This is a genomic window from Raoultibacter phocaeensis, from assembly GCF_901411515.1.
In the GTDB taxonomy this organism is placed as follows: Bacteria; Actinomycetota; Coriobacteriia; order Coriobacteriales; family Eggerthellaceae; genus Raoultibacter; species Raoultibacter phocaeensis.
Genome location: NZ_CABDUX010000002.1, coordinates 1,061,355 through 1,083,974, shown reverse-complemented (window position 1 = coordinate 1,083,974; position 22,620 = coordinate 1,061,355). Strand labels below are relative to the sequence as shown.

Below are 22,620 nucleotides of genomic sequence, written 5' to 3'. Positions count from 1 at the left end.
GTTGTACATAGCAAACCAAAACGAACTCGAATCGTTTACAAAGCGTGCGAAAGAATCAAGCGTACTTGCCATCGACACCGAATTCCTCCGCGAGAAAACTTATTATGCGCGGCTGTGCCTGCTCCAGATAGCGACCGATTCCGAGACGGTGATCGTCGATCCGTTCGCGATCGACGATCTGAGCGTGCTTGCACCTCTGCTCGAAGACGAGTCGATTGTGAAGCTGTTCCATGCAGGCGGCCAGGATCTCGAGATACTCTACCGCGAGATCGGCATTCTGCCGAAACCGATCTTCGACACGCAGATAGCAGCGGCCTTGCTCGGACATACCCAGCAGATCGGATACGCTGCGCTCGTGTATGCGGAATGCGGCGTGCAGCTTAAGAAGGTCGATTCGTTCACCGATTGGTCGCGCCGACCGCTTTCGCAATCGCAGCTCGAATACGCTGCCGATGATGTGGTCTACCTGCCGAGGATATACGCGTCGATGCATGCGGCGCTTGAGGAGAAGGGAAGACTCCATTGGCTCGATCAGGATTTCGAGGCCCTCTCAGACCCAAAGCGTTTCGAGACGGACGAGCGTGAGCGCTATCGCAGGCTCAAGCGCGTATCGCAGCTCTCGCGCAAGCAGCTCTCGGCCGCTCGCGAGGTGGCGGCGTGGCGCGAACTCGAGGCGCAGCGTCGCGATCTTCCCCGCAAGTGGATCGTTACCGACGAGCAGATCGTCGAAGCCTGCAAACGGGAGGCACGTACGATCGACGAGCTATTCATGGTGCGCGGCATCGGCGACAAGATCGGCACGAAAGATGCGCGCACCATCGTCTCGCTCATTGCAAAGGGGCTCGATGCGCCGAAGGAAACCTGGCCCGAAACCGATCGGAACAGCCGAAACGAAAGAAACGTCGATGCGGAGCTCGATCTCATGTGCGCGCTTGTGCGCCTGAGAGCCAAGGAGAACGGGGTAGCGTTCCCGACGCTCGCCTCGCACGACGATCTGGCCAAGGTGGCGCGCGGCTACACAGAGGGCATCGATCTTCTGCGCGGATGGAGGCGCGCGCTTGTGGGTGCGGAGCTGCTCGAACTGCTTGCGGGCAACCTCACGCTCAGCCTCGACAAAGGTGTGCTCAAGGTTACGGAAACTTCACAGTAATCCTGTGAGGTTTTCGAACAGATTACCGATTCCCGTATAATGGATACGACACATGAAGGCAGGTGCGGAGGTGTTCCGCACGCATATCGAAGGAGCTTGAGAGAGCTATGGTTATAAGCCCCCTCTACATCGCATTAATCGTCGTCACGCTCGCTATCGGCGGGTTCGCGACGTACTACGTTAACTCGAAACTGAAGAAGTACAAGAAGGTTCCGTCGGCCCTCAACATCTCGGGTGCCGAGATGGCGCGCCGCATGCTCGCCTCCCACGGTGTAGGCGGCGTGACGGTCCATCAGGGAGCGCCCGGGCAGGACCATTTCGATCCGCGCACCAACTCGATCTCGCTCGGTCCCGACGAGTACAACGGAACGAGCATCACCGCCATCGCAACCGCTTGCCACGAGGCGGGCCATGCCGTGCAGTTCGCCCAAGGGTATTCGCCCATGAAGGTTCGAAGCGCGCTTGTGCCGGTGGTTAACCTCGCATCGAACGCATGGATGTTTTTGCTGTTGATCGGTATCTTCATGAACCTTGCGGGCCTCATCGACCTCGCCATCATCATGTACGCCGCAGCGGTCATCTTCCAGATAGTCACGCTGCCCGTCGAGTTCAACGCGAGCCGCCGCGCCATGGCCTACCTCGGTTCGACCGGCATCTCGCAAGGCGAGCAGACAGGCGCCTTCTCGGTGCTGCGCGCCTGCGCGTTCACGTACGTGGCAGCGGCGCTCACCTCGATCCTCCAGCTGCTCTACCTGCTCTCGCTTCGCGGCAACGAGTAGGCAAGCGGGCATGGTTGAAAGGAGCGGGGCGCAAAGCGACGAGCCGTTGAGCGTATCGGCGGCGCTTGCGCTTGCGAAGAAGTCGCTCGAGTCGTTCACGATCAAGCTTATCGGCGAGGTTTCCGAAGTCTCCAACAAACCGGGGTACAAAGCCGTGTACTTCACGGTCAAGGACTCGGGTGCCTGCATGCCCTGCATGATGTGGCTGAACCGCTACCAGAGTGCAGGGGTCGATTTGCGCGTAGGTATGCTCGTCGAGCTGACCGGCCGCTTTACCCTGTACGCGCCGAAGGGCCGCATGAACTTCGACGTGTTCGGGCTTTCGCTTGCAGGCGAGGGGAACCTGCGCCTTAAAGTGGCGAACCTCGCCAAGAAGCTCGAAGCGGAGGGCCTCATGCGCGCCGACCGCAAGAAACCCCTGCCGCGCCTTCCCGAACACATAGGCCTCGTCACGTCGCCGCGCGGGGCTGCGGTGCACGACGTGCTGAGAACGCTTCGGCGGCGCCATCCGCTCGCGACCGTGCTGCTCGCAGGCGTTACAGTCGAAGGCGAGCGCGCACCGGCAGGGCTTGCCGCCGCTCTGCAGGCCGTATGTGAAGCGGGAGCCGAGGTCGTGCTGCTCGTCCGCGGCGGCGGATCGTTCGAGGATCTCATGCCGTTCAACGACGAGGGCTTGGCGCGCGCGGTCGCATCGCTTACAGTCCCGGTCGTTACGGGCATCGGGCACGAGCCCGACACCTGCATCGTAGACATGGTGGCCGACGTGCGGGCGTCTACGCCCACTGCAGCAGCCGAAACGGTAAGCTCCGCCTGCGCGAACCTTGCCGCTGACCTCAAGGTGCGCACCGATGCGCTCTATCGGGCGCTTGCCGGAAGGATAGAGCGGGCGCACCTTGCGCTCGATCGCGTGGCCGAGCGCCCCGTGTTCGCCGATCCGAACATGCTGTTCGCCGTCGAAGCGCAGGGCATCGATTTGTTCGAGGACCGTCTTGAACGGGCGATTCCCTTGAACATTGAGCGCGACGCGGTGAGGGTTTCGCACCTCGAAGAGCGCGTCCGCGCTGTTGGCGCCGGCCTGCTGCCCCGGTTCGAAAACCAGGTGGCCATGGGCGCTGCGCGCCTGAACGACCTGTCGCCGCTCACGATCCTCTCGCGGGGCTACGCGATCGCAAAAGACGAGCGTGGTGCCGTTCTCAAGAGCGTCGATGCGGTCGATACCGGCGAATCGGTTCGGATCGAAGTTGCCGACGGCGGGCTTGCCTGTACGGTGAACGGGAAAGAAAAGATAACGACGGAAAGCGTTATGTTTGGAGGCTGCGATGGACGATAAGCTCAAATCGATTGAGGATATGACGTTTCGCGAGGCGATGGCGGAGCTCGAAGGCATCGTGGGCGTACTCGAGGGTAACACGCTCGAGCTCGAAGACAGCCTGAAGAGCTACGAGCGCGGCGTTGCGCTTCTCGGGGCGCTGAAAAAGCGGCTGAACGAGGCGCAGCAGAAAGTCGACGTGCTTATGGGCGAGCTTGAGGTGGGAATCGACGACGAGGCGACCGATTCAACGTTGTCGTAGGATGGACCGCACCGAACCGCATCATCGATCCGGCGGTTGCGATGGTGTGTCAGGAAGCGCCGCGGTCACTCGGACCGGCGGCAAACGAAGGGATCAGGCGAAAGGAACCGGCATGGACGACTGCATTTTCTGTAAGATAGCGAAAGGGGAGATTCCCGCAACGGTCGTGTACGAAGACGATCGCGTGCTCGCGTTCGAGGATCTGGCGCCCCAGATGCCCGTGCATACGCTCATCATCCCCAAAGAGCATTTCGCAAACATTGGCGACGGTATCCCGGACGAGCTTTTGGGGTATGTGTTCAATACGGTTAAGAAGGTGGCCGAGATCAAGGGCATCGCCGATTCGGGCTACCGCGTCATCGTGAACACCGGAGACGACGCCCAGCAATCAGTGCACCATCTGCACGTTCACGTGCTCGGCGGCGCACCCATGAACACGGGGTCGCCCGCTCTCGCGTAAGGAGCGACACACTACGGCCAGACCGCGCACCGACGGCTTGCACCTGCCCTCGTGCAGGTGTGTAGTTTCTATAGCGCGCTGCCGCTTGCCGACATCCTGGACCATCCACGTTCGCTTAACGCCGTATAACGCCTAAAATTAACACCTTACCGAGCACAAGGAGGCGGAGTTTTGAACGTATTGGTGGTTAACGCAGGATCATCGTCGCTGAAGTACCAATTGGTCAACGTTGAGCAGCATAAGCTCCTTGCGAAGGGCATTTGCGAGCGAGTCGGATCGAGCGGTGCTTTCCACAAGCACGGCCTCGACGAAAACGAGCACGTGCTCGATGCCGAACTGAAGGATCACAACGCCGCGATGGCACTCGTCATCGACGCGCTTCTCGACGGGCCTACGAAGGCGATCGATTCGCTCGACGAAATCGATGCGATCGGACACCGCGTCGTGCAGGGCGGCAAGTACTTCGACAAATCAGCGCTTATCGACGACGACGTTATCGCTAAGATCGACGAGCTCGCCGAACTTGCGCCTTTGCACAATAAAGCGGCGCTCATGGGCATCAACGCCTGCCGCGAGCTCATGCCGGGCGTTCCGATGGTCGCGGTGTTCGACACGTCGTTTTTCCAGACGTTGCCGCCGAAGGCCTACATGTACCCCTTGCCCTATGAGCTGTACGAGAAACATGCGATCCGCAAATACGGCGCGCACGGCACGTCGCACCGCTATGTCGCCGAGAGGGCGGCAGCCGTGCTCGACGAGCCGCTCGACGAACTCAAGCTGATCACCTGCCATCTCGGTAACGGCTGTTCCGCCTCCGCCATCGACCACGGCGTTGCGGTGGATACCTCGATGGGCCTGACGCCGCTTGATGGACTTATGATGGGAACCCGCTGCGGAGCCATCGACCCGGCTATCGTGCCGTTCATCATGGATCACGAGGGTCTTTCGACCGACGAGGTCAACGACCTTATGAACAAGAAATCGGGCCTTTTGGGCATTTCGGGCATCAGCAACGATCTGCGCAGCGTGAAAGAGGCCTCGGAGAGCGGCCATGAGCGCGCGCAGCTCGCCTACGATATGTATTCGAACTCGGTCAAAAAGTACATCGGCCAGTACATCGCCGTCATGGGCGGCGTCGACGCCATCGTCCTCACGGCGGGTGTGGGCGAGAACTGCGAGAAGATGCGCCGCATGATCTTTACGGGTCTGCAGCCGCTCGGCATCGTGCTTGACGAGGAGAAGAACCGCCAGCGCGGCTTCGAGCGCGAGATTTCGGCGGACAATTCGCGCGTTAAGATCATCATCATCCCCACGAACGAAGAGTACATGATCGCCCGCGACACCTACGACATCGTGTACGCGAAAAGCCAGCTCGTCGAAGACGAGTAGGGCCACTGATCGCGATACGCCGCAACCGGTCACGTCGCAGCAAAAAAACCGCGGCTCCTGTCAAATACGACAGGAGCCGCTTTGCGTGCGCCGGCGTTTGAGGCTAAAGCCTACGCCTGCGCCTTCTTAGCTTGAGATTGCACGCAGGTTATGCCGATAACGCCTACGATGTCTTCGGCCGAGCAACCGCGGGAAAGATCGTTCACCGGAGCGGCCAGTCCTTGAGTGATCGGTCCGTATGCCTCTGCTTTCGCGAGACGCTGTACGAGCTTGTAGCCGATGTTGCCCGCATCGAGGTCGGGGAAGATGAGCACGTTGGCGCGTCCCGCAACGGGCGAGTCGGGCGCTTTCGATGCTCCGACGGAGGGCACGATGGCGGCGTCGAGCTGCAGTTCTCCATCGATCGCCACGCCGGGCGCGAGCTCCTGGGCGATCTCGGTTGCTTCCTTCACCTTGTCGCGGTCGGGGTTGGCGGATGCTGAGCCGTAAGTGGAGTGGGAAAGCATAGCCACAACGGGCTCGGTTCCGATGAGGGTCTTCCACGACTGGGCGGAGCTAACGGCGATGTTCGCAAGCCGCTCTGAATCGGGCTGTATCTCAAGGCCCGAATCGGCGAACAGAAAAACGCCGTTGTCGCCGTATTCGCAATCGGGCACGATCATGATGAAAAACGCACTCACGAGCCGCACGCCGGGCGCGGTTTTCAAGATCTGCAGCGATGCCCTCAGCACGTCGGAAGTGGAATGGCAAGCCCCGCACACCATGCCGTCTGCCCGTCCGAGTTTCACCATCATGTTGCCGAAGTACAAAACGTTGTCCATGAGCTCGAGTGCCTGATCCTCGGTCATGCCCTTTGCGCGGCGCAGTTCGAAGAGGGCGGTGGCGAACTCTTCGCGCTCGTCTGCCGTACGCGGGTCGATGATGGTTGCACCGTCGAGCGCGTAGGAGCTGCTTTTTATGGCTTCGGCGTCGCCGAGGATGATGAGTTCGGCGATATCATCGGCAAGAATCGCTTCAGCTGCTTTCAGGGTTCGCTCGTCGTCGCCCTCGGGCAGCACGATGGTCTGCTTGTCGCTCGCAGCTTTCGCGAGAACAGTGTCGATGAAAGATCCCATAATGTAAGTCCGTCCTTTCTGAATTTATCCAAATTATATGATAATGGGGCAACGCGCAAGGTCTCACGGTAAAATGGCTTCTCGGCAGAATATGCGGGAAATAAGCCGCTGCACGCATCCGGGCACCGACGCGACGGGGCGATGCATCTCTATACGGTTTCTCAGGAAGGGTTCACATGGGTGTACAAGTGCGCAGTTTCAAGGAGCTCGACATAGCCGACTACGATGCGATCGTCGTGGGGAGCGGTTTTGCGGGCGCCGTCGTCGCACGGGAGCTCGCCGAACGTGCAGGGATGCGCGTGGTGGTCATCGAGAAGCGCGAGCACATCGGGGGCAACATGTACGACGAGTACGACGAGGCCGGTATCCTCGTGCACCGCTACGGGCCCCATATCTTCCACACGAACGATCGGCGCGCGTTCGACTACATCAAGCGCTTCACCGCATGGCGCACCTACGAGCACGAGGTGCTCGCCGACTGGTACGGCACCTACCTTCCCGTTCCGTTCAACAAAAATTCCATGGAGATAGCGTTCGGCGAAGAAAAGGCCCAGCATCTCACCGATAAGCTCATCGAGACGTTCGGCGACGAGCGCAAGGTAACCATCAATGAGCTGCGCGCGCAAGCCGATCCCGAGCTTTCGGAAATCGCGGACTTCATCTACAAGAACGTGTTTCTGTATTACACCCAAAAGCAGTGGGGCCTCACGCCCGAAGAAGTGGACCCGAGCGTAACGGCTCGCGTTCCGGTGTTCGTCTCGCGCGACAACCGATACTTCCAAGACGCGTACCAGGGCATGCCGCAGGATGGTTACACCGCCCTGTTCGAAAGCATGCTCGATCACGAGCTCATCGACATCTGCCTTTCGACCGAAGCCGAAAGCATCTTCGATCTCGAGTTCGAGAGCAACGAAGAGGACGCGCCGCTTACCGCCATCTGCATCAAAGACGTCGAATTCACGGGGCCCATCGTCTATACGGGACCGCTCGACGAGCTGTTCCTCTCGCGTTTCGGCAGGCTGCCGTACCGTAGTCTCGATTTCGCGTACGAAACGCACGATGCCGAGCACGTGCTGCCCTGCGGTACGGTCAATTTTACCGTGACGGAGGACTACACCCGCATCACCGAGTTCAAGTACCTGACGGGACAAGAGCACCCGAAGACGACCATCATGAAGGAGTACTCGCATCCCTACGATGATCCGAAGACGCAGATCCCGTACTATGCCATCATCAACGATGAGAACAACGCCCACTACGAGCGCTACCTCAAGCTGACGAGCGGGCTTTGCAACTTCCATCCGCTCGGCAGGCTCGCCGAGTACCGCTACTACAACATGGACGTCATCATCGGCCGCGCTCTCGCGCTTGCCGACGAGCTCGTCGCCGCCGAATAGTCGGGACAGCGCATGAAGACGATCAGCTTCGCCGTACCCTGCTACAACTCCGCTGAATACATGGATGCCTGCATCGAGTCGATTTTGAAGTGCGGCGACGATATAGAGATACTCATCGTCGACGACGGCTCGACGAAGGACGACACCGGGGCCAAGGCCGAAGCGTGGCAGGCGCGTCACCCCGATATCATCAAAGCCATCCGTAAAGAAAACGGCGGGCACGGATCGGCGGTTAACGCGGGGCTCGCCGAAGCGAGCGGACTGTACTACAAGGTGGTGGATTCCGACGACTGGCTCGACGAGGCGGCCATGCGCGAGATCATGGCGTATCTGCGTACGCAAACCGAGCGCGCGGACCCCACCGACATGGTGATCGGCAACTATGTGTATGAGAAAGTGCACGAAGCCAAGCGCACCGTCATGCACTACCGAAACGTTTTCCCGGAAGGTCGCGAGTTCGGTTGGAGCGAAATCGGGCACTTTTCGCAGAGCCAGTATCTGCTCATGCACTCCGTGATCTACCGAACCGAGCTCTTGCGCGACATCGATCTGAAGCTTCCCGAGCACACCTTCTACGTGGACAACATCTTCGTGTACGTGCCCCTGCCGCACGTGAAGTCGATCTACTACCGCGACGTCGACATGTACCGTTACTTCATCGGCCGCGAAGATCAGAGCGTGAACGAGAACGTCATGATGTCCCGCATCGATCAGCAGCTGCGCGTTACGCGCATCATGATCGATTCGGTGCGCCTTCCTGACGACGTGGCCGAAAAGAAGCTTGAGCACTACATGGAGAACTATCTTTCAATGATGATGTGCATTTGCTCTATCTTCTTGCGTATGCAGAACACCGACGAGTCGGAGGATAAGCGCGAGGAGATATGGATGTACCTCAAACGCCGCAACGAAGCGCTGTACCGGCGCACGAGGCGCAGCGTGCTCAACATGGGCACGAATCTGCCGACCGAGTTCGGGCGAAGGATCGGATTGACGGGCTACCGCATGGCTCAGAAGATATTCAAATTCAACTAGCGTCGATCGGCAGCCGTCAAGGCGTCGATCGGGCTCAAGGCGCGCCTGTAGGCTCGGGATTCGCGTTTGTGCACGCGCCTTCTTCGAGACCGGCCTGATCGGCGGCGGGATCTACTTGTAGTCAGATGCGTTCTTGGAACCCGAACCCGTCGTACGGTTCTTCATGGAAAGCTCGTGTCCGAACTGTACGGCACTCTCGCCGAAGCGGTCCTTCACCCTGTCGGTCGCCTCGAGCAAGCCGCCGCGTTTCGCGTCGTCTGCTATGAGAGGTTTGACGTCTTCGCCGCTCGGAGCCTCTTCGGCCACATCGAACAACGTTTTCTGCTCCGGCTCGTCGTCTTCGAACCCGGTGACGGCAACCCCGATGAGGCGAACCGGGATACCCGGTTCCCATATCTCGCGCGCCATGCGGCGCAGAAGCGGCGTGAACGCGAGATCATCGTCGGTAGCCCGCTCGAGCCGCTTCTGGACGCTGCGGATGCTTCTGTCCGAAAACCTCATTTTAAGGCCCACGGTATGGCCGCGCATGCCCTTCTTGCGCAACCGCCTGCCCACTTTCGCGGCCATCGTTGCGATAGCTCCGTCCACCTCGGTATCGGTCGAGAGGTCTTCGGCGAATGACATCTCGTTCGACACCGATTTGACCGGGTCGTCATCTGAAACCGGCGTCGTATCGCCGCCGTTGGCCCGCGCGAGTATCATTTCCGCGTTCTTTCCGAAGATGCGATGCATAAGCGATTCGTCGGCCTTCGCCAAGTCGCCGAGCGTATGGATGCCGTGCGCGATGAGCTCGCGCTCCGCCGCAGGCCCGATGCCGCTCATCGTGCGTATGGGAAGCGGTGAGAGAAAATCCTTTTCGCGACCGGGGTAGACGATGGTGAGGCCTTGAGGCTTGTCCATGTCGGAGGCGATCTTTGCAATGGTCTTCGTGGTGCCGAGTCCGATCGAGCAGGTGACGCCGAGCTCGGCGACTCTGCGCTGGATGCGCTGCGCGATGAGGATAGGGTGCTCGGGGGCGTGAGGGGTGGGGGAGATGTCGAGAAACGCCTCGTCGATGCTCACTTGTTGGATACGGGGACTCTCGTCGAGCAAGATGTCCATGATCGTTTTGGACATCTCGCGATAGCGGCCGTAGTGGCCGTGCGTCCATATGGCGTCGGGACAGAGGCGCGCAGCCTGCGAAGACGGCATCGCGCTTCTCACCCCGTACGGGCGCGCCTCGTACGACGCGGTGGACACCACGCCGCGCTTTGCGGGATCGCCGCCGACGATGACGGGTTTGCCGCGCCATCCGGGGTGGTCAAGCTGTTCGACCGAGGCGAAGAACGCATCAAGGTCCACGAGCAGAATGGCGGGCCCGGTCCAAGGGGGCAGAGCCGTCGGCTCGTCTTCTGGGGTATCGATTGTGTTCTCTGAGCGCGCATCTTGAGAGGCAGGGCCGTGCTGCTGTGCGGGTACGTCGTGCTCGGTATGTCCGTAAGTGCGATCCATCGTGCTGATAGTCTAACATGTCGCGCTATACGTGCCCGAATTGTGCTAGGATTGTTTCCCCTGTCTCAGAATACGATGCATACGGAAAGGACGTGGAAGGTTGTCGGCTCTCTTCGGGTTCAATACGCGCTCGAGCGTTCGCAGCGCAGCAACGGTGCAGCCCGAAAAGCCGCTTTCGCTTCCTTACGAGCTCAGGACCGAGATGAACTGGCTCGATTTCTCGGGAACGGCCAATCCGCTCGGCACGCCGAAAGCGTTCATACGCGCCATGCACACGGCGCTCGTCGACGGCGAGCTGAGCTATATGCCCGATCGCAGCGCCCACACGTTTCGCGCTACGCTCGCACGCAAATACGGCGTCGCCCCCGAATCCTTTCTCTGCGGCACGTCGGTAAGCGATATGGTGAGGTCGGTCGCGCAGACCTACCAGCCCTGTTCGGTAGGAGTCGTGTCGCCTGCAGCGCCCGAGTTCATGCTCGCCGTGGCCAATGCCGGCCACGATGTCGTCGAGCTGGCAAGCCCCCATACGTTTGTCGTGCCCGATGTGAACACGGCCCGCGAAAGGGGACTTTCGTTCGATGCGGCCGTGCTTGCGAATCCCACGTACCCTACGAGCCGTCTGCTTCCCCGGCAGACGCTCGAGAACTACCTCGAGGCATGTTCGTGGGTCGTGGTGGACGAGAGCCTCATCGAGCTCACCTTGGGCGGCGAGAGCATGATACCTCTCATCGATCGCTACCGTAACCTCATCATCATACGCTCGCTCAGCTCGGCGTTTGCGATGCCGGGTATCCCGATCAGCTTCTGCATCGCCCATCCCGATACGATCGCCCAAATCGAGCGCTTCTTCGATAACACGGGGCTGTCCATGTTCGCCGAGGTGGTGGGCGCGCACGTGTACAACGAGTCGACCGAGTACCTCGAACGTACGCGCGAGTTCCTCGATACCGAGATTCCGTGGATGCAATGCATGCTCAACCTCATTCCTGGTATCCAGATTTTCCCTGCCGAGGCCAACTTCGTCATGTGCGCTTTCGATTACGCCGCACCCATGAACCTTGCGGTTGCGAACACGTCCGAGCTCGTGCTGAGGCTCCAACTCGCGGGCTTTCTCGTACGCAAGCTGGAGGGCATGCCGGGGATCGTCGGCGGCAAATACTTCTGCGTGGGCGTGCGTTCGCGCGAAGACAACGAGAAGCTGCTTTCCGCGTTGCGCGAGATCGTCATCGGCGCCCGCTGAGGGCACGTAAAACCCGCTTGTGAAAAAAGCCCCCGGCCATCGTGTGAACGTGTAGGCCGGGGGCTTCGATTTTTGCGAGAACGGGCGTTACCGCTTATCCGCCAAGAAGAACAGGGCGAGGGTGCCGGGTCCCGAATGGGCGCCGATGACCGGATCGACGTAGTTGATGTGCACTTCGCTCACACCGAATTCTTCGCGCACTTTTCCGGCGATGTATTCCGCGTCTTCGAGGCAGTCGCCGTGCGTTATGAACACCACCTGTTCGGATATAGGCGCAATAGCCGATTTGCGCATGTGGTCCACCAGCGCGTTCAGGGATTTCTTGCGGCCGCGAACCTTCTCCATGGGGATCAGGTGACCCTCGTCGTCGACGTGGAGCACTGGCTTGATGTTGAGCATGGTGCCCGCCCACGCGCTCGTTTTGGACACGCGTCCGCCGCGGAACAGGAACATGAGGTCGTCCACGGTGAACCAGTGCGCGAGGTTCAGGCGGTTGTCCTTCACCCATTCGGCCACTTCATCGATGCCGACCCCCTCGCGTTTCTTCTGAACCGCATAGTAGACGAGCAATCCCTCGCCGCCCGAAGCGGCAAGCGTTTCGATCGAGCGGATCGTGCGTTCGGGGAATTCTTTCTTGAGGTCTTTGAGCAAGAGGTCGATGGCCTCGTAGGTTCCGGAAAGCCCGCTGGAGAAGCCCAGATACAAAACATCTTGCCCGTCTTCGAGCAGATCGCGGAAGAGCTTTTCGGAATCGGCGAGGTTCGGCAGCGAAGTCGTGATAACCTTGCCGTCGCGCATCATGGTGTAGAACTGCTTCAGATCGGTATGTTCGCCCTTAAGATAGCTTTGGTACTGCTCTCCGTCCACCATGAACGTGAGCGGAAGGATATGGAGTCCGAAGTCGTCGATCATATCTTCGGTAAGGTTGCTGCTCGAATCGGTAACGATTTCAAAGCCCATAGGTCACCTCGAATCATGTTTGTCGTTAATTGCGTCCTGAGCCAGTATAAACATTATCGCCCAACCTCGTATGTCACAATTTTGAAAAGTGCGGCTGGGGTGCAGGGAAATGAGGAAATTACCCTATAATGTTCAAGTTTGATGCGATTATCCGGGCGATACGCCTTACGTGAAGCCATAGATAGCCAAAGATATGAGGAGACGGCGTGGGAAACAGCTACAAGAATACGATGAACCTGCCCAAGACCGATTTCGCCATGCGCGCGAATCTGCCCGAGAACGAGCCGAAGCGCCTTGCGAAATGGGAAGACGAAAAGCTGTACTGGAAGGTGCTTGAGAAGAACAAGGACGGTAAGCCCTTCGTTTTGCATGACGGCCCCCCGTATGCGAACGGTCCCATCCACATCGGCCACGCATTCAACAAGATCCTCAAGGACTTCGTGATCAAAAGTCATGCCCAGCGAGGATTCTACACGCCCTATATTCCCGGTTGGGATTGTCACGGCCAGCCGATCGAGCACATGGTCGAGATCACGCTCGGCCCCGAGAAGATGGCCGCCATCGACCAGCCGACCTTGCGCAGGCTTTGCCGTGAATGGGCCGAGAAGTACGTCGATGTGCAGCGCGACGGGTTCAAACGGCTCGGCGTCAACGCCGATTGGGAGCATCCGTACCTTACCTTTACGCCGGGCTACGAGGCAGGCAACGTCGAGATATTCAAGAAGATGTACCTCGACGGCGCGATCTACCGCGGCCGCAAGCCCATCCATTGGTGCAAGAGCTGCCACACCGCGCTCGCCGAGGCGGAGATCGAGTACAGCGACGAGACGTCGCCGTCGATCTACGTGAAGTTCAAGCTCGATTCGGTGCCGGGGGTGTTCGAAGCCGCCGGTGTCGACGGCAACGCCTTCGTGCTCATCTGGACGACGACGCCCTGGACGCTGCCTGCGAACACCGCGGTGAGCTTGGCTCCCGATGCCGATTACGTGATGGTCGAGGTTGAGGGAAGCTACCTGCTCATGGCGAAAGAGCTTGTCGAACAGGTCGCCGAAACCGCCGGGTGGGAAGCGTACACTGTTGTTGAAGGTGCCGATGGTGAACCCGTCATGCTTAAGGGCCGCGAGCTCTACGGGCTCACCTATACCGCCCCCGTGCGCCAGGATCTCAAGGGAACCGTCATCTACGGCGACCACGTGACGCTCGACACGGGCACGGGAGCGGTCCACACCGCTCCGGGCCATGGCCAGGACGACTACCTCGTGTCGCTTGAATTCGACATCCCGCTGCTCATGCCCGTCGATGACAACGGACGCTTCACCGACGAGGCCGGGCAGTTCTCGGGCCTCGATACCGACGAGGCGAACCCCGTTATCATCGAATGGCTGCGCGAGCAGGGTACGCTTGTGGCCGAGAAGAAGATCACGCACAGCTACCCGCATTGCTGGCGCTGCCACCAGCCCGTCATTTTCCGTGCGACCGACCAGTGGTTCGTCTCGATGGATAAGACGCACCTGCGCGATACCACGATGCGCGTCATCGAAAACGACGTCACATGGATTCCCGAATGGGCCGTCAACCGTATCGGTTCGATGGTGGCCGACCGCCCCGACTGGTGCATCTCGCGCCAGAGATCGTGGGGCGTGCCGATTCCGGTATTCAAATGCGCGAAGTGCGGCTCGACTGTGGCTACCGAGGAAACCTTCGATGCGGTGATCGAGCTCTTCCGTACCGAGGGTGCCGATGCGTGGTTCACGAAGGACCCGAGCGAGTACCTGCCTCAAGGTGTGGCCTGCGAGGTGTGCGGTTCCCATGAGCTCGTTCCCGAGAAGGACATCCTCGACGTGTGGTGGGAGAGCGGCGTGAGCCACACGAGCGTGTGCAAGTACCGCTCTGACGAGGGACTCACCTTCCCGGCCGACATGTACCTCGAAGGCTCCGATCAGCATCGCGGATGGTTCCAGTCTTCCATCCTTACGAGCGTGGGCGCGTACGGAGTGGCCCCGTACAAGTCGGTCATGCACTGCGGCTTTACCATGGACGCCGAGGGCAAGAAGATGTCGAAGTCTGCGGGCAACGGCATCGATCCGGCTGACGTCATGGCGAAAAGCGGTGCCGACGTGCTGCGCCTGTGGGTTTCGAGCGTCGATTACTCGCAGGACGTGAACATCGGAGATGAGATTCTCGAGCGCACGAGCGAGGCGTACCGCCGTATCCGCAACACGTTCCGGTTCCTGCTCGGCAACCTCGACGATTTCGACTTCCGATGCGATGCGGTTTCCTCGTGGGACGATCTTTCTCCGCTCGACCAATGGGCGCTTGTGCGCGTGCTGCATCTGCTGCACGACGTCGAAGCGGCCTACGATGCCTACAAGTACCATTTGGTGTACCGTGCCGTGTACGAGTACATCGTCGGCGACCTGTCGGCCGTCTACATGGACGCGCTCAAGGATCGCCTGTATTCCGAGGCTTCCGATTCGCTTCTGCGCCGCGGTGCCCAAACCGTGCTCGCGAACATTCTTGAGGTGCTCGTACGCATCCTCGCCCCCATCCTATCGTTTACAACCGACGAGGTATGGGAGGCCTATCCCGAGGGGCTTCGCTACGAGGGCGGTCATCCGAAAAGCGTGCAGCTTGCAGGCTGGCCCGAAGATTCAGATTTCCTCCCCGTTGTTCCGGAAGGCGGCTCTGAGAGTATCTCCGAGGCGTTCGGCGTGGTGCTCGGGGTGCGCGAAGTCGTCATGAAAGCGCTCGAAGAGGCGCGCGGCGCCAAGGAAATCAACAAGAGCCAAGAAGCGGCTATCGAGATCACGGCCCCCCGTTCGGTGCTCGACTACACCGAACGGTTTGCTCCCGAGGTGTTCGAAGAGCTGTTCATCGTCTCGCAGGTCGCGTTTTCCGAAGGCGATGAGCTCAGCGTTCGGATCGGGCATGCGAGCGGCGAGAAGTGCCCGCGCTGCTGGAACTACCGCGAACTCGGCGGCAACCCGAACCATCCGGATGTGTGCGAGCGCTGTGCGGATGCGCTCGACGCTATCGGGTACAAGGAATAGCGCGTGGACGATACGACTTTAGGATCTGACGCGGCATCCCCGAAACCTGCCTTTGGGCGCAAGCGGGGGCGTGCGGTAGTTCTGTTCGGGTGCCTTGCGGGCCTGTGGCTCGCTCTCGACATGGCGACGAAGAGCTTTTTCAACGGCTCCTTCGCCCCCGGCGATGTGATCACCGAGCCGATAGCGGGTTTGTTCCGCTTCAGGCTCGTGCACAACACGGGTGCTGCATGGGGCATGTTCGGCGACTCGACGTTCGCGCTCGGCATCATGTCGATCGTCGTGTGCGTGCTTTTGCTTGCCTACCTGGTGGTCGGGGCAAAGCATATGAACATGGGGCAGATCGTCGGCCTCGCTGTCGTGTTCGCCGGGGGAGTCGGCAACGCCATCGACCGCTTCACCCTCGGCTACGTGGTCGATTTCATCGATTTCACGTTCATCGACTTTCCGGTGTTCAACGTTGCCGATATCGGCGTTACCTGCGGGTTCGTGATCTTCATCGCAAGCATGCTCTACGCATGGAGAAAAGACGATGCGCAGGCTGCGGAGTCAGGCGATGCGGCCTCCGAGAGTGTCGCCGACGGTTTTTTCGATGATCCGGTTGTCGAAGAGGTCGCTGTGTCCGATCCGGCTGCCGAAAGAAACCCGAATCAAGCCGAATCGGATGCCGGCGTCGAGGTTGTGGCAAGTGCCCCGTCCGAAGCGAACGGTCCGCGATGACGCGTTCGCTCGTCCATATCGTCGGCGCTGCCGATGCCGGCATGCGCATCGACGCGCTCGCGGCGGCTCGCGAGCTGTACCCGAGCAGATCGGCGGCCGTCAAAGCCATCGAGGAAGGCCGCGTCTTCGTCAACGGAGAAACGGTAGCGAAGAAGGCAACCGTGGCTGCGGGCGATACGGTCGTGTACGAGGTTGTCGAAGAAGCGGTGCGCACGCATCTGGTGGGCCAGCCCATCGAACTCGATATACGCTACGAGGACGACTATCTCATGGTCTTGTCGAAGCAGGTAGGGCTCGTGTGTCATCCCTCTCCCGATCATTTCGACGGAACGCTCGTCAACGCGCTCATCTACCATTGCGGAGCCGAAAACCTCTGCAACGTGCAGGGCGACCGCGACCGCCTGGGCATCGTGCACCGGCTCGATCGCGATACGAGCGGGCTCATGCTCGCCGCCAAGACCGACGAAGTCGGCCAAGCGCTCATGGACGACATTCGCGACCGCGTGGTCGATCGCCATTATCTCACACTCGTGCAGGGCGTGATCCCGCACGACACAGGCATGATCGATGCCCCGATAGCCCGCGCCGACCGCGAGCGCACGCGCATGGCCGTAAGCGATGCGGCATCGGCGCGCGATTCCATCACGACGTTCACCGTGCTCGAGCGGTTCGATGCCGGGCCGAAAGACGACGGGTACACGCTCGTGGACTGCAAGCTCTTCACGGGGAGAACCCATCAAATCCGCGTGCATATGAACTACATCAAGCACGCGTGCGTGGGCGATCCGGCGTACGGAAGCGGCTCCCCGGCAGCCCAGCTCGGGCTTTCGCGCCAGTTCCTCCACTCGTACCGCCTTGCGTTCACGCATCCCGCTACCGGTGAGGCGCTTCGGTTCGTCGACGGCTTGCCCGACGATCTTCAGGCTGCGCTCGACTCGATCGCCGATCGTTCGCGGGGAAGAACCGAAGCGGGGCAGACGGTGCTCGCCGAAGCGCTCAACCGCGCTTAGGCTTACGGCTGCGTGTGATCGTTTGCGGCTCTGAGACTCCGCTGCTCTGCGGCCCTGCATGGCTGGCACCGCAGGATCCCGTGCCTTGGTGCACGGGAGCACGGGGGCAAGGAAGCTTATTTTTTCGCCGTGACGGTCATGTTCTGGAAGCGCTCTTGGAGGTAGCTGTTCGGGAACACGTCGTCGCAGAATTTCTGAATGGGGTTTGTTGCGGGTATGCCCGCCATGCGCTGGCTTTCGCGGTCAAGCGCAAGGCACGTGCAGACGATGTTCACAGCCATGAACACCGACATGATGACGGTGAGGACGCGCGCGAGCGTGCTCTTGGAATCGATATGCGAGAACGCGCGCTTTACGATAGGCATGATGATGCGCACCCATACGAGGCCGAGTACGCCCCACATCATGCCGAAGAAGAAGTTCGTCCTTCCCTGGATGCTGCCGAATGTACCCGTGTAATCCCACGCGATCGCACCCCAGAACGTTTCCATACCCCAGCTCGTCACGTATTCGAGCGCCGAGCCGACCACCATCGATACGAGGAAGATGACGAGGTTGTGAGAATGGTAGTATCGGTTGAGGAACAGCGTGAGCAAAACCGCGCCCGAGCCGTAAATGGGGGAGAACGGTCCCCACACAAGGCCCGCGCGGCTTTCCCAGCCACCGAACACGATGGCATGGTAGACAGTCTCAACTCCGAGTCCGATAGTGGAACCGGCAACGAACAGCCAGAACATGGTGAAATAATCGATTTTTAGAAAGCCTTCGTTATGGAATATCTGCGCCTTGAGTTCGGTTGCGAACTGCAGAAGCGGGTTTTCCTTCGGGGCGTCTGAAGCGCCGGTGGCTTCACGGTGATTCGGGGGGCTAGCAAGCTCGCCCGAGGCGGTGGCTTCGTGGGAATTCGGCGAGGCGGTGGGTCTGTCCGGGGTGCCGGCGCTCTCGGGCGTGCTCACCGAAACGACGGGTTCGTCCGGGCGCAGCGAATCAGAGGGTTCGCTCCCGAGACCCGTTTCATCGTCCGCCGTGATTTGGCGAGAACCCGTTTTTTTCGGTTGCTTTCCCAACGCTGCGCTCCTCTTGCCATGATATGAGGCTAGAGTATACTAGATTGTTCGTGAACCTGATTGACAGTTTCTTTTCAAAGTACCGAACAGGCAAGGTGATGAGTATATGCCGGCGCACTCTCGATGCGGCGTATTGTTGGTGAACACGGGAACGCCCGCCTCCCCGAAACCGAAGGCGGTGCGCAAGTATCTGGGGAAATTCCTCATGGATAAACGTATTGCGCCGATGAATCGGGCATGCTGGTGGCTTATCGTGCATCTGTGCATCCTGCCCGTACGGGGTCGTAAGAGCGGTGCGAAGTACGAGCAGATATGGACTGATGAAGGATCTCCCTTTACCATCGCCCACGAAAAACTCACGTACGGACTCGCAGCGGCGTTCGACGAAGCCGGCTTCGGCAACGATGTAGTCGCGCGCCATGCGATGAGCTACAGCTCGCCGAGCATCGACTCGGCGCTCGAAGAGCTTGCGGAAGCCGGCTGCTCGCACGTGGTCGTGCTCCCCTTGTATCCGCAAAGTGCTCATTCCACCACCGGTTCTGTCCATGACGGCATCGAGCGCGCCATGAAGAAGGCGGGCTGGAAGGGGACGTTCGACTTCATCGACAACTACCACGACAACCCGACCTATATAAAAGCACTCGCCGCTTCGATCAGGCATGCTGGGTTCGAGCCCGATTCCGACGACCTGCTTCTGTTCTCGTTTCATTCGATCCCCCTGAAAGACATCGAGGCAGGGGACACCTACGAGCTGCAAACGGGTGCATCGAGCCTGCAAATCGCAAGCGAGCTCGGCATCGATCGAAAGCGTTGGACCATCGGCTACCAGTGTCGCTTCGACAAGGGGCGCGAGTGGCTTTCCCCCTACACGACCGAGGTGCTCGCCCGGTGGGCTGAGGCGGGAGTCGGCCGCGTGTTCTTCGTGTGTGCGGGGTTCGCGGTGGATTGCCTCGAGACCATCTACGATGTCGGATCGGAGCTTCGACCCCTCTACGAAGAGAAGGCGCGCGAAGCCGGTAAACCCGTCGGCGACGACGATTTCGTGTACGTGCCGTGCCTCGACCGAAGCAAAGCGCACGCGAAGGTGCTCTTCGACGTGGTGAGCCCCTACGTGAAGGAACATATCGATGGATAGCACACAGGCAACGGCGCAGGAGACGGGCTGCAACCGCAAGACGGTTCTTGTGGGCGTGACGGGCTGCATTGCAGCCTACAAATCGGCCGAGATCGTGCGGGGTCTGCAGAAGGCGGGCGTACGCGTCAAGGTGGTCATGACCGAGCATGCCTGTGAGTTCGTAGGCCCCACCACGTTCCGTGCACTCACGCGCGAGCCGGTTGCTGTCAAGTTGTTCGACGAACCGGGCGATCCGATTCACCATATTTCGCTTGCCCAGGAAGCCGATGCGATGCTCATCGCACCCTGTACGGCGAACGTGCTCGCGAAACTCGCCTGCGGCATCGCCGACGATCTCCTTACCACCACGGCGCTCGCCCTCACCTCGCCGATGATCATCGCACCCGCTATGAACGTGCACATGTACGAGAATGCGGCGACGCGTAAGAACATGGGCGTGCTCCATACGCGCGGCGTGCATTTCGTCGAAGCGGCCGACGGCTACCTTGCCTGCGGCGATACGGGTAAAGGCAGGCTGGCCGACGTGGACGCCATCGTTGCGGAAACCCTTAAAGTGCTCGGTATCGGTTGCGATCTTGCGGGAAGGCATGTGCTCGTGACAGCAGGCCCCACCGTCGAGGCCATCGATCCCGTTCGCTACATCTCGAACCATTCGTCGGGCAAGACCGGCTACGCGATAGCCGCTGCCGCAGCCCGTCGCGGAGCAGAGGTCACCCTTGTTTCGGGACCGACTGCCCTCGAGGCGCCGTTCGGGGTGCACGTCGTAGACGTGCGAACCGCGTGCGATATGCTCGCTGCAGCTGAGGAGGCGTTCAAGATCTGCGATGTCGCTGTGTTCGCCGCGGCGGTCAGCGATATGAGGCCGAAGAACCCTGCCGATCGCAAGCTTAAGAAGGGCGAAGCCGATGAGGCGCTTTCGAGCATCGAGCTTGTCGAGAATCCCGACGTCCTTGCAACGCTTGCCGCTGCGAAAACATCTCAAGTAGTGGTAGGGTTTGCGGCCGAGACGAACGACGTGCTCGAAAACGCCCAGGCGAAGTTAGCGAGGAAGCATGCCGATATGATCGTGGCGAACGATGTGTCGGGAGAGCTCGGTTTCGGCACCGAGGAGAACAAGGTGTGGCTCGTCGGCGCCGACGAGGTTGAGGACGTGCCCCGACTCGCTAAAACCGAGATCGCCGACATCGTACTCGATCGGGCGGTGCGGCTGCTCGAGGATTGATGCGCGCTCAGCATTCTAAGACCGGGCAGGCCGACCATGCGGCTTTATGCGCGGTTTCTTGAAGTCGCAAGCAATGTCCTGCGCCAGTGCATCGGGGCTCGAAGCGCGAAGTGCCTTGCGCTCGCCATCGATGGCGTGATGAGAAAAGAAAGAAAACCCGCTGCTTTTCAGCAATTTTCGAAAATGCACCCTTGAAACGGAATGCGATTACCACTAATATAAACAACGCTGCTTTTGCTGCTTATTCGGAAAGCAAGCATGAACGGGTTGTGGCGCAGTTTGGTAGCGCACTTGACTGGGGGTCAAGGGGTCGCAGGTTCAAATCCTGTCAACCCGACCAGCAACTTGCAGCAGGTCATCGAACAATTAGTTCGATGACCTGCTTGTTTTTCTGAGAGTTCTCACGAGCATCATCCGCAAATCACCCGCAAATCAGGCAGAAAGCGACTCGAATGCGGTGATTTTTTCTCCTTCGCCACGCTTCGTGATTTCTCCAATCACGCTAGCGCATTCCCTGTCCTTCTCCGGCATGGCATGGGCGTACATGTCCGTGGTGATGCTCGGAGAGGCATGCCCCAAGCGCCCAGCTACATTCGTGGCATCTTCGGCTTATAGGACAAAACGTGTGCCCTAGCTTTATCAGTCGTAGTCCATCTTATAACCCCCACTCGAATGAAGCTCGTGCCATGCGACAGCAGTTCCCCATTGGGCGATTGCAGATTCGGTGTCGTTTGATCCTTCAAGCGAGCGATACAGATCGGCTATGGAGCCATCGGTTGGCATCTCTTGCAAGATGGCCGCTGCCGAGGGCGGGTTTTCGGTATGCATGAGGCACCACCACGACACGGCCTTGATACGTCTGTCGATCTTCATGCCGCGGTGGCATCGAAGCATCGCGCGCAGCTGTGCATTCACCCCGCCTTCGATCAGGTTCGTGGTAGCAGGAACGCCGCCTTGCTCGAGCAGGCTCTCATCGATGTAGGTGAACAAGACGTTTGCACGGACAAGCTTCTCGAGTCCTCTCCGGGCGCGTCTGAGCCTTTCGTGCCTGTACTGCATCCTCCCCTCAACCATGGTCTTCTGCTTGAGATAGCTCTCCCACCGCGAGCACCACATGGCAAACTCCGCCGTCCATGCCGCGGCTCCGTCGGCGTCGGCAACGTGCAAAAGACCCTTGGCGACGCCGTAGAGCTCGACTCCCGCCTGAAGCTTCGGTCTTGTCGTAGTTTGCCGTTTCACCTGGCAAAAGGCATGGAAGGTGCATCGCTGCACGCGGGTATGCGGCCACACCGCACGTCGCGCCTTCTCGAATCCGCTTCCCCCGTCGGTCGCTACGACATCGGGCGGAGCGATACGGGCCATGAGGGCCGCCCATGCGCCTGAGTTCTCGCTTCTTGCCGCATGCCATCCGATAACGTGGTCTTTCGTGCAGGCGATGAGCACTACGGCATTTCTGCCAAGCCAAATCCCGTCTACGTATACGACGTGGTGGATCTCGTCGCACGCAGGGGCTATCGGCCATATCTTCCAGAACCTTTCGGCCGCTCTTCTGAAGCTGCGTCCCTGCCCCGGCATCCCGGCTTGGGTCTTTGCAGACAAGAGCCACCCGAGAAAGGCGTCGAGCTTCTTTGCGCCGCTGTCTATCTTGCGCGTTTTAGTCGCCTTGCAGGACATGCACTGCCACCTCTGGGAGCCGGCAGCGGTCTTGCCATGGCGCTTCATATTGCCCCCGCACACAGGACATCTTTGGGAAGTCATCGCCCTATTGAACCAAAAAGCGACCCGAGTGCGGGGCTTAAGTGCTCCGACCTGCGCTGTCAAGCGGATTCGGG

At 59.9% G+C, this 22,620-nt stretch carries 19 protein-coding genes and 1 tRNA gene; 15 read left to right on the top strand and 5 right to left on the bottom strand.

Annotated elements, in window-relative coordinates; all coding sequences use genetic code 11:
* Window position 1: 1 nt before the first annotated feature.
* The 6 genes from rnd to FJE54_RS12435 all read left to right on the top strand — a co-directional run bounded on the left by rnd (window position 2) and on the right by FJE54_RS12435 (window position 5,349).
* Window positions 2-1,150 carry a ribonuclease D gene (gene rnd / locus FJE54_RS12460; protein WP_139653111.1) on the top strand — a complete coding sequence of 383 codons (1,149 nt, stop codon included), beginning with the start codon at window positions 2-4 and terminating at the stop codon, window positions 1,148-1,150.
* Window positions 1,151-1,257: 107 nt separating this feature from the next.
* Window positions 1,258-1,929 carry a zinc metallopeptidase gene (locus FJE54_RS12455; protein WP_139653110.1) on the top strand — a complete coding sequence of 224 codons (672 nt, stop codon included), beginning with the start codon at window positions 1,258-1,260 and terminating at the stop codon, window positions 1,927-1,929.
* 10 nt (window positions 1,930-1,939) lie between these two features.
* Window positions 1,940-3,259 carry an exodeoxyribonuclease VII large subunit gene (gene xseA / locus FJE54_RS12450; protein WP_139653108.1) on the top strand — a complete coding sequence of 440 codons (1,320 nt, stop codon included), beginning with the start codon at window positions 1,940-1,942 and terminating at the stop codon, window positions 3,257-3,259.
* Window positions 3,249-3,500, top strand: coding sequence for an exodeoxyribonuclease VII small subunit (gene xseB, locus FJE54_RS12445; protein WP_139653107.1), 252 nt, complete (start codon window positions 3,249-3,251; stop codon window positions 3,498-3,500). Before xseA ends, xseB begins: the two co-directional genes overlap by 11 nt.
* A gap of 112 nt (window positions 3,501-3,612) precedes the next feature.
* A complete protein-coding gene (locus FJE54_RS12440; RefSeq protein ID WP_139653105.1) occupies window positions 3,613-3,960 on the top strand; it encodes a histidine triad nucleotide-binding protein in 348 nt (115 codons plus the stop codon).
* A 171-nt stretch (window positions 3,961-4,131) separates the two neighbouring features.
* Window positions 4,132-5,349, top strand: a complete 1,218-nt coding sequence (locus FJE54_RS12435) for an acetate/propionate family kinase (RefSeq protein ID WP_139653103.1) — start codon at window positions 4,132-4,134, stop codon at window positions 5,347-5,349.
* A 110-nt stretch (window positions 5,350-5,459) separates the two neighbouring features.
* Here the strand turns inward: FJE54_RS12435 and pta are convergent, their stop codons facing one another.
* Window positions 5,460-6,464: a phosphate acetyltransferase gene (pta, locus tag FJE54_RS12430; RefSeq protein ID WP_139653101.1), complete on the bottom strand. Its 1,005-nt coding sequence runs from the start codon at window positions 6,462-6,464 to the stop codon at window positions 5,460-5,462.
* Window positions 6,465-6,640: 176 nt separating this feature from the next.
* On the opposite strand from pta, the gene glf reads away from it, so the two are divergent.
* Window positions 6,641-7,861, top strand: a complete 1,221-nt coding sequence (gene glf, locus FJE54_RS12425) for a UDP-galactopyranose mutase (protein ID WP_139653099.1) — start codon at window positions 6,641-6,643, stop codon at window positions 7,859-7,861.
* Between the two features lie 12 nt (window positions 7,862-7,873).
* A complete protein-coding gene (locus tag FJE54_RS12420) occupies window positions 7,874-8,896 on the top strand; it encodes a glycosyltransferase family 2 protein (RefSeq protein ID WP_139653098.1) in 1,023 nt (340 codons plus the stop codon).
* Between the two features lie 111 nt (window positions 8,897-9,007).
* Here FJE54_RS12420 and dinB read toward each other — a convergent pair whose 3' ends face one another.
* Entirely contained in the window at window positions 9,008-10,387 is a 1,380-nt protein-coding gene (gene dinB / locus FJE54_RS12415) for a DNA polymerase IV (RefSeq protein WP_139653096.1), read from the bottom strand.
* Between the two features lie 100 nt (window positions 10,388-10,487).
* Here dinB and FJE54_RS12410 point away from each other — a divergent pair, with 100 nt between their 5' ends.
* Complete coding sequence (locus FJE54_RS12410; RefSeq protein WP_255467420.1) at window positions 10,488-11,627, top strand: pyridoxal phosphate-dependent aminotransferase; 1,140 nt, start codon at window positions 10,488-10,490, stop codon at window positions 11,625-11,627.
* A gap of 87 nt (window positions 11,628-11,714) precedes the next feature.
* Here the strand turns inward: FJE54_RS12410 and FJE54_RS12405 are convergent, their stop codons facing one another.
* The gene (locus tag FJE54_RS12405) at window positions 11,715-12,587 is read right to left on the bottom strand and encodes a DegV family protein (protein ID WP_139653095.1); all 873 of its coding nucleotides are present in this window, start codon (window positions 12,585-12,587) and stop codon (window positions 11,715-11,717) included.
* A gap of 206 nt (window positions 12,588-12,793) precedes the next feature.
* On the opposite strand from FJE54_RS12405, the gene ileS reads away from it, so the two are divergent.
* The 3 genes from ileS to FJE54_RS12390 are packed head-to-tail and all read left to right on the top strand — an operon-like array spanning window position 12,794 to window position 17,364.
* A complete protein-coding gene (ileS, locus tag FJE54_RS12400; RefSeq protein WP_139653093.1) occupies window positions 12,794-15,637 on the top strand; it encodes an isoleucine--tRNA ligase in 2,844 nt (947 codons plus the stop codon).
* Between the two features lie 3 nt (window positions 15,638-15,640).
* Window positions 15,641-16,354 carry a signal peptidase II gene (lspA, locus tag FJE54_RS12395; RefSeq protein WP_255467419.1) on the top strand — a complete coding sequence of 238 codons (714 nt, stop codon included), beginning with the start codon at window positions 15,641-15,643 and terminating at the stop codon, window positions 16,352-16,354.
* On the top strand, window positions 16,351-17,364 hold the full coding sequence (locus FJE54_RS12390) for an RluA family pseudouridine synthase (RefSeq protein ID WP_139653091.1): 1,014 nt from the start codon (window positions 16,351-16,353) through the stop codon (window positions 17,362-17,364). The genes lspA and FJE54_RS12390 overlap by 4 nt, the downstream gene beginning before the upstream one ends.
* Window positions 17,365-17,480: 116 nt before the next feature.
* Here the strand turns inward: FJE54_RS12390 and FJE54_RS12385 are convergent, their stop codons facing one another.
* The gene (locus tag FJE54_RS12385) at window positions 17,481-18,431 is read right to left on the bottom strand and encodes a putative ABC transporter permease (RefSeq protein WP_255467418.1); all 951 of its coding nucleotides are present in this window, start codon (window positions 18,429-18,431) and stop codon (window positions 17,481-17,483) included.
* Between the two features lie 106 nt (window positions 18,432-18,537).
* On the opposite strand from FJE54_RS12385, the gene hemH reads away from it, so the two are divergent.
* The 3 genes from hemH (at window position 18,538) to FJE54_RS12370 (ending at window position 21,128) form a co-directional block, all read left to right on the top strand.
* The gene (gene hemH / locus FJE54_RS12380; protein WP_139653089.1) at window positions 18,538-19,566 is read left to right on the top strand and encodes a ferrochelatase; all 1,029 of its coding nucleotides are present in this window, start codon (window positions 18,538-18,540) and stop codon (window positions 19,564-19,566) included.
* Window positions 19,559-20,788 carry a bifunctional phosphopantothenoylcysteine decarboxylase/phosphopantothenate--cysteine ligase CoaBC gene (coaBC, locus tag FJE54_RS12375; RefSeq protein ID WP_139653087.1) on the top strand — a complete coding sequence of 410 codons (1,230 nt, stop codon included), beginning with the start codon at window positions 19,559-19,561 and terminating at the stop codon, window positions 20,786-20,788. The genes hemH and coaBC overlap by 8 nt, the downstream gene beginning before the upstream one ends.
* Window positions 20,789-21,051: 263 nt before the next feature.
* Window positions 21,052-21,128, top strand: a tRNA-Pro gene (locus tag FJE54_RS12370).
* A 299-nt stretch (window positions 21,129-21,427) separates the two neighbouring features.
* On the opposite strand, the gene FJE54_RS12365 is transcribed toward FJE54_RS12370, so the two are convergent.
* Window positions 21,428-22,546: an IS1249 family transposase gene (locus FJE54_RS12365; protein ID WP_139651764.1), complete on the bottom strand. Its 1,119-nt coding sequence runs from the start codon at window positions 22,544-22,546 to the stop codon at window positions 21,428-21,430.
* Window positions 22,547-22,620: the final 74 nt, after the last annotated feature.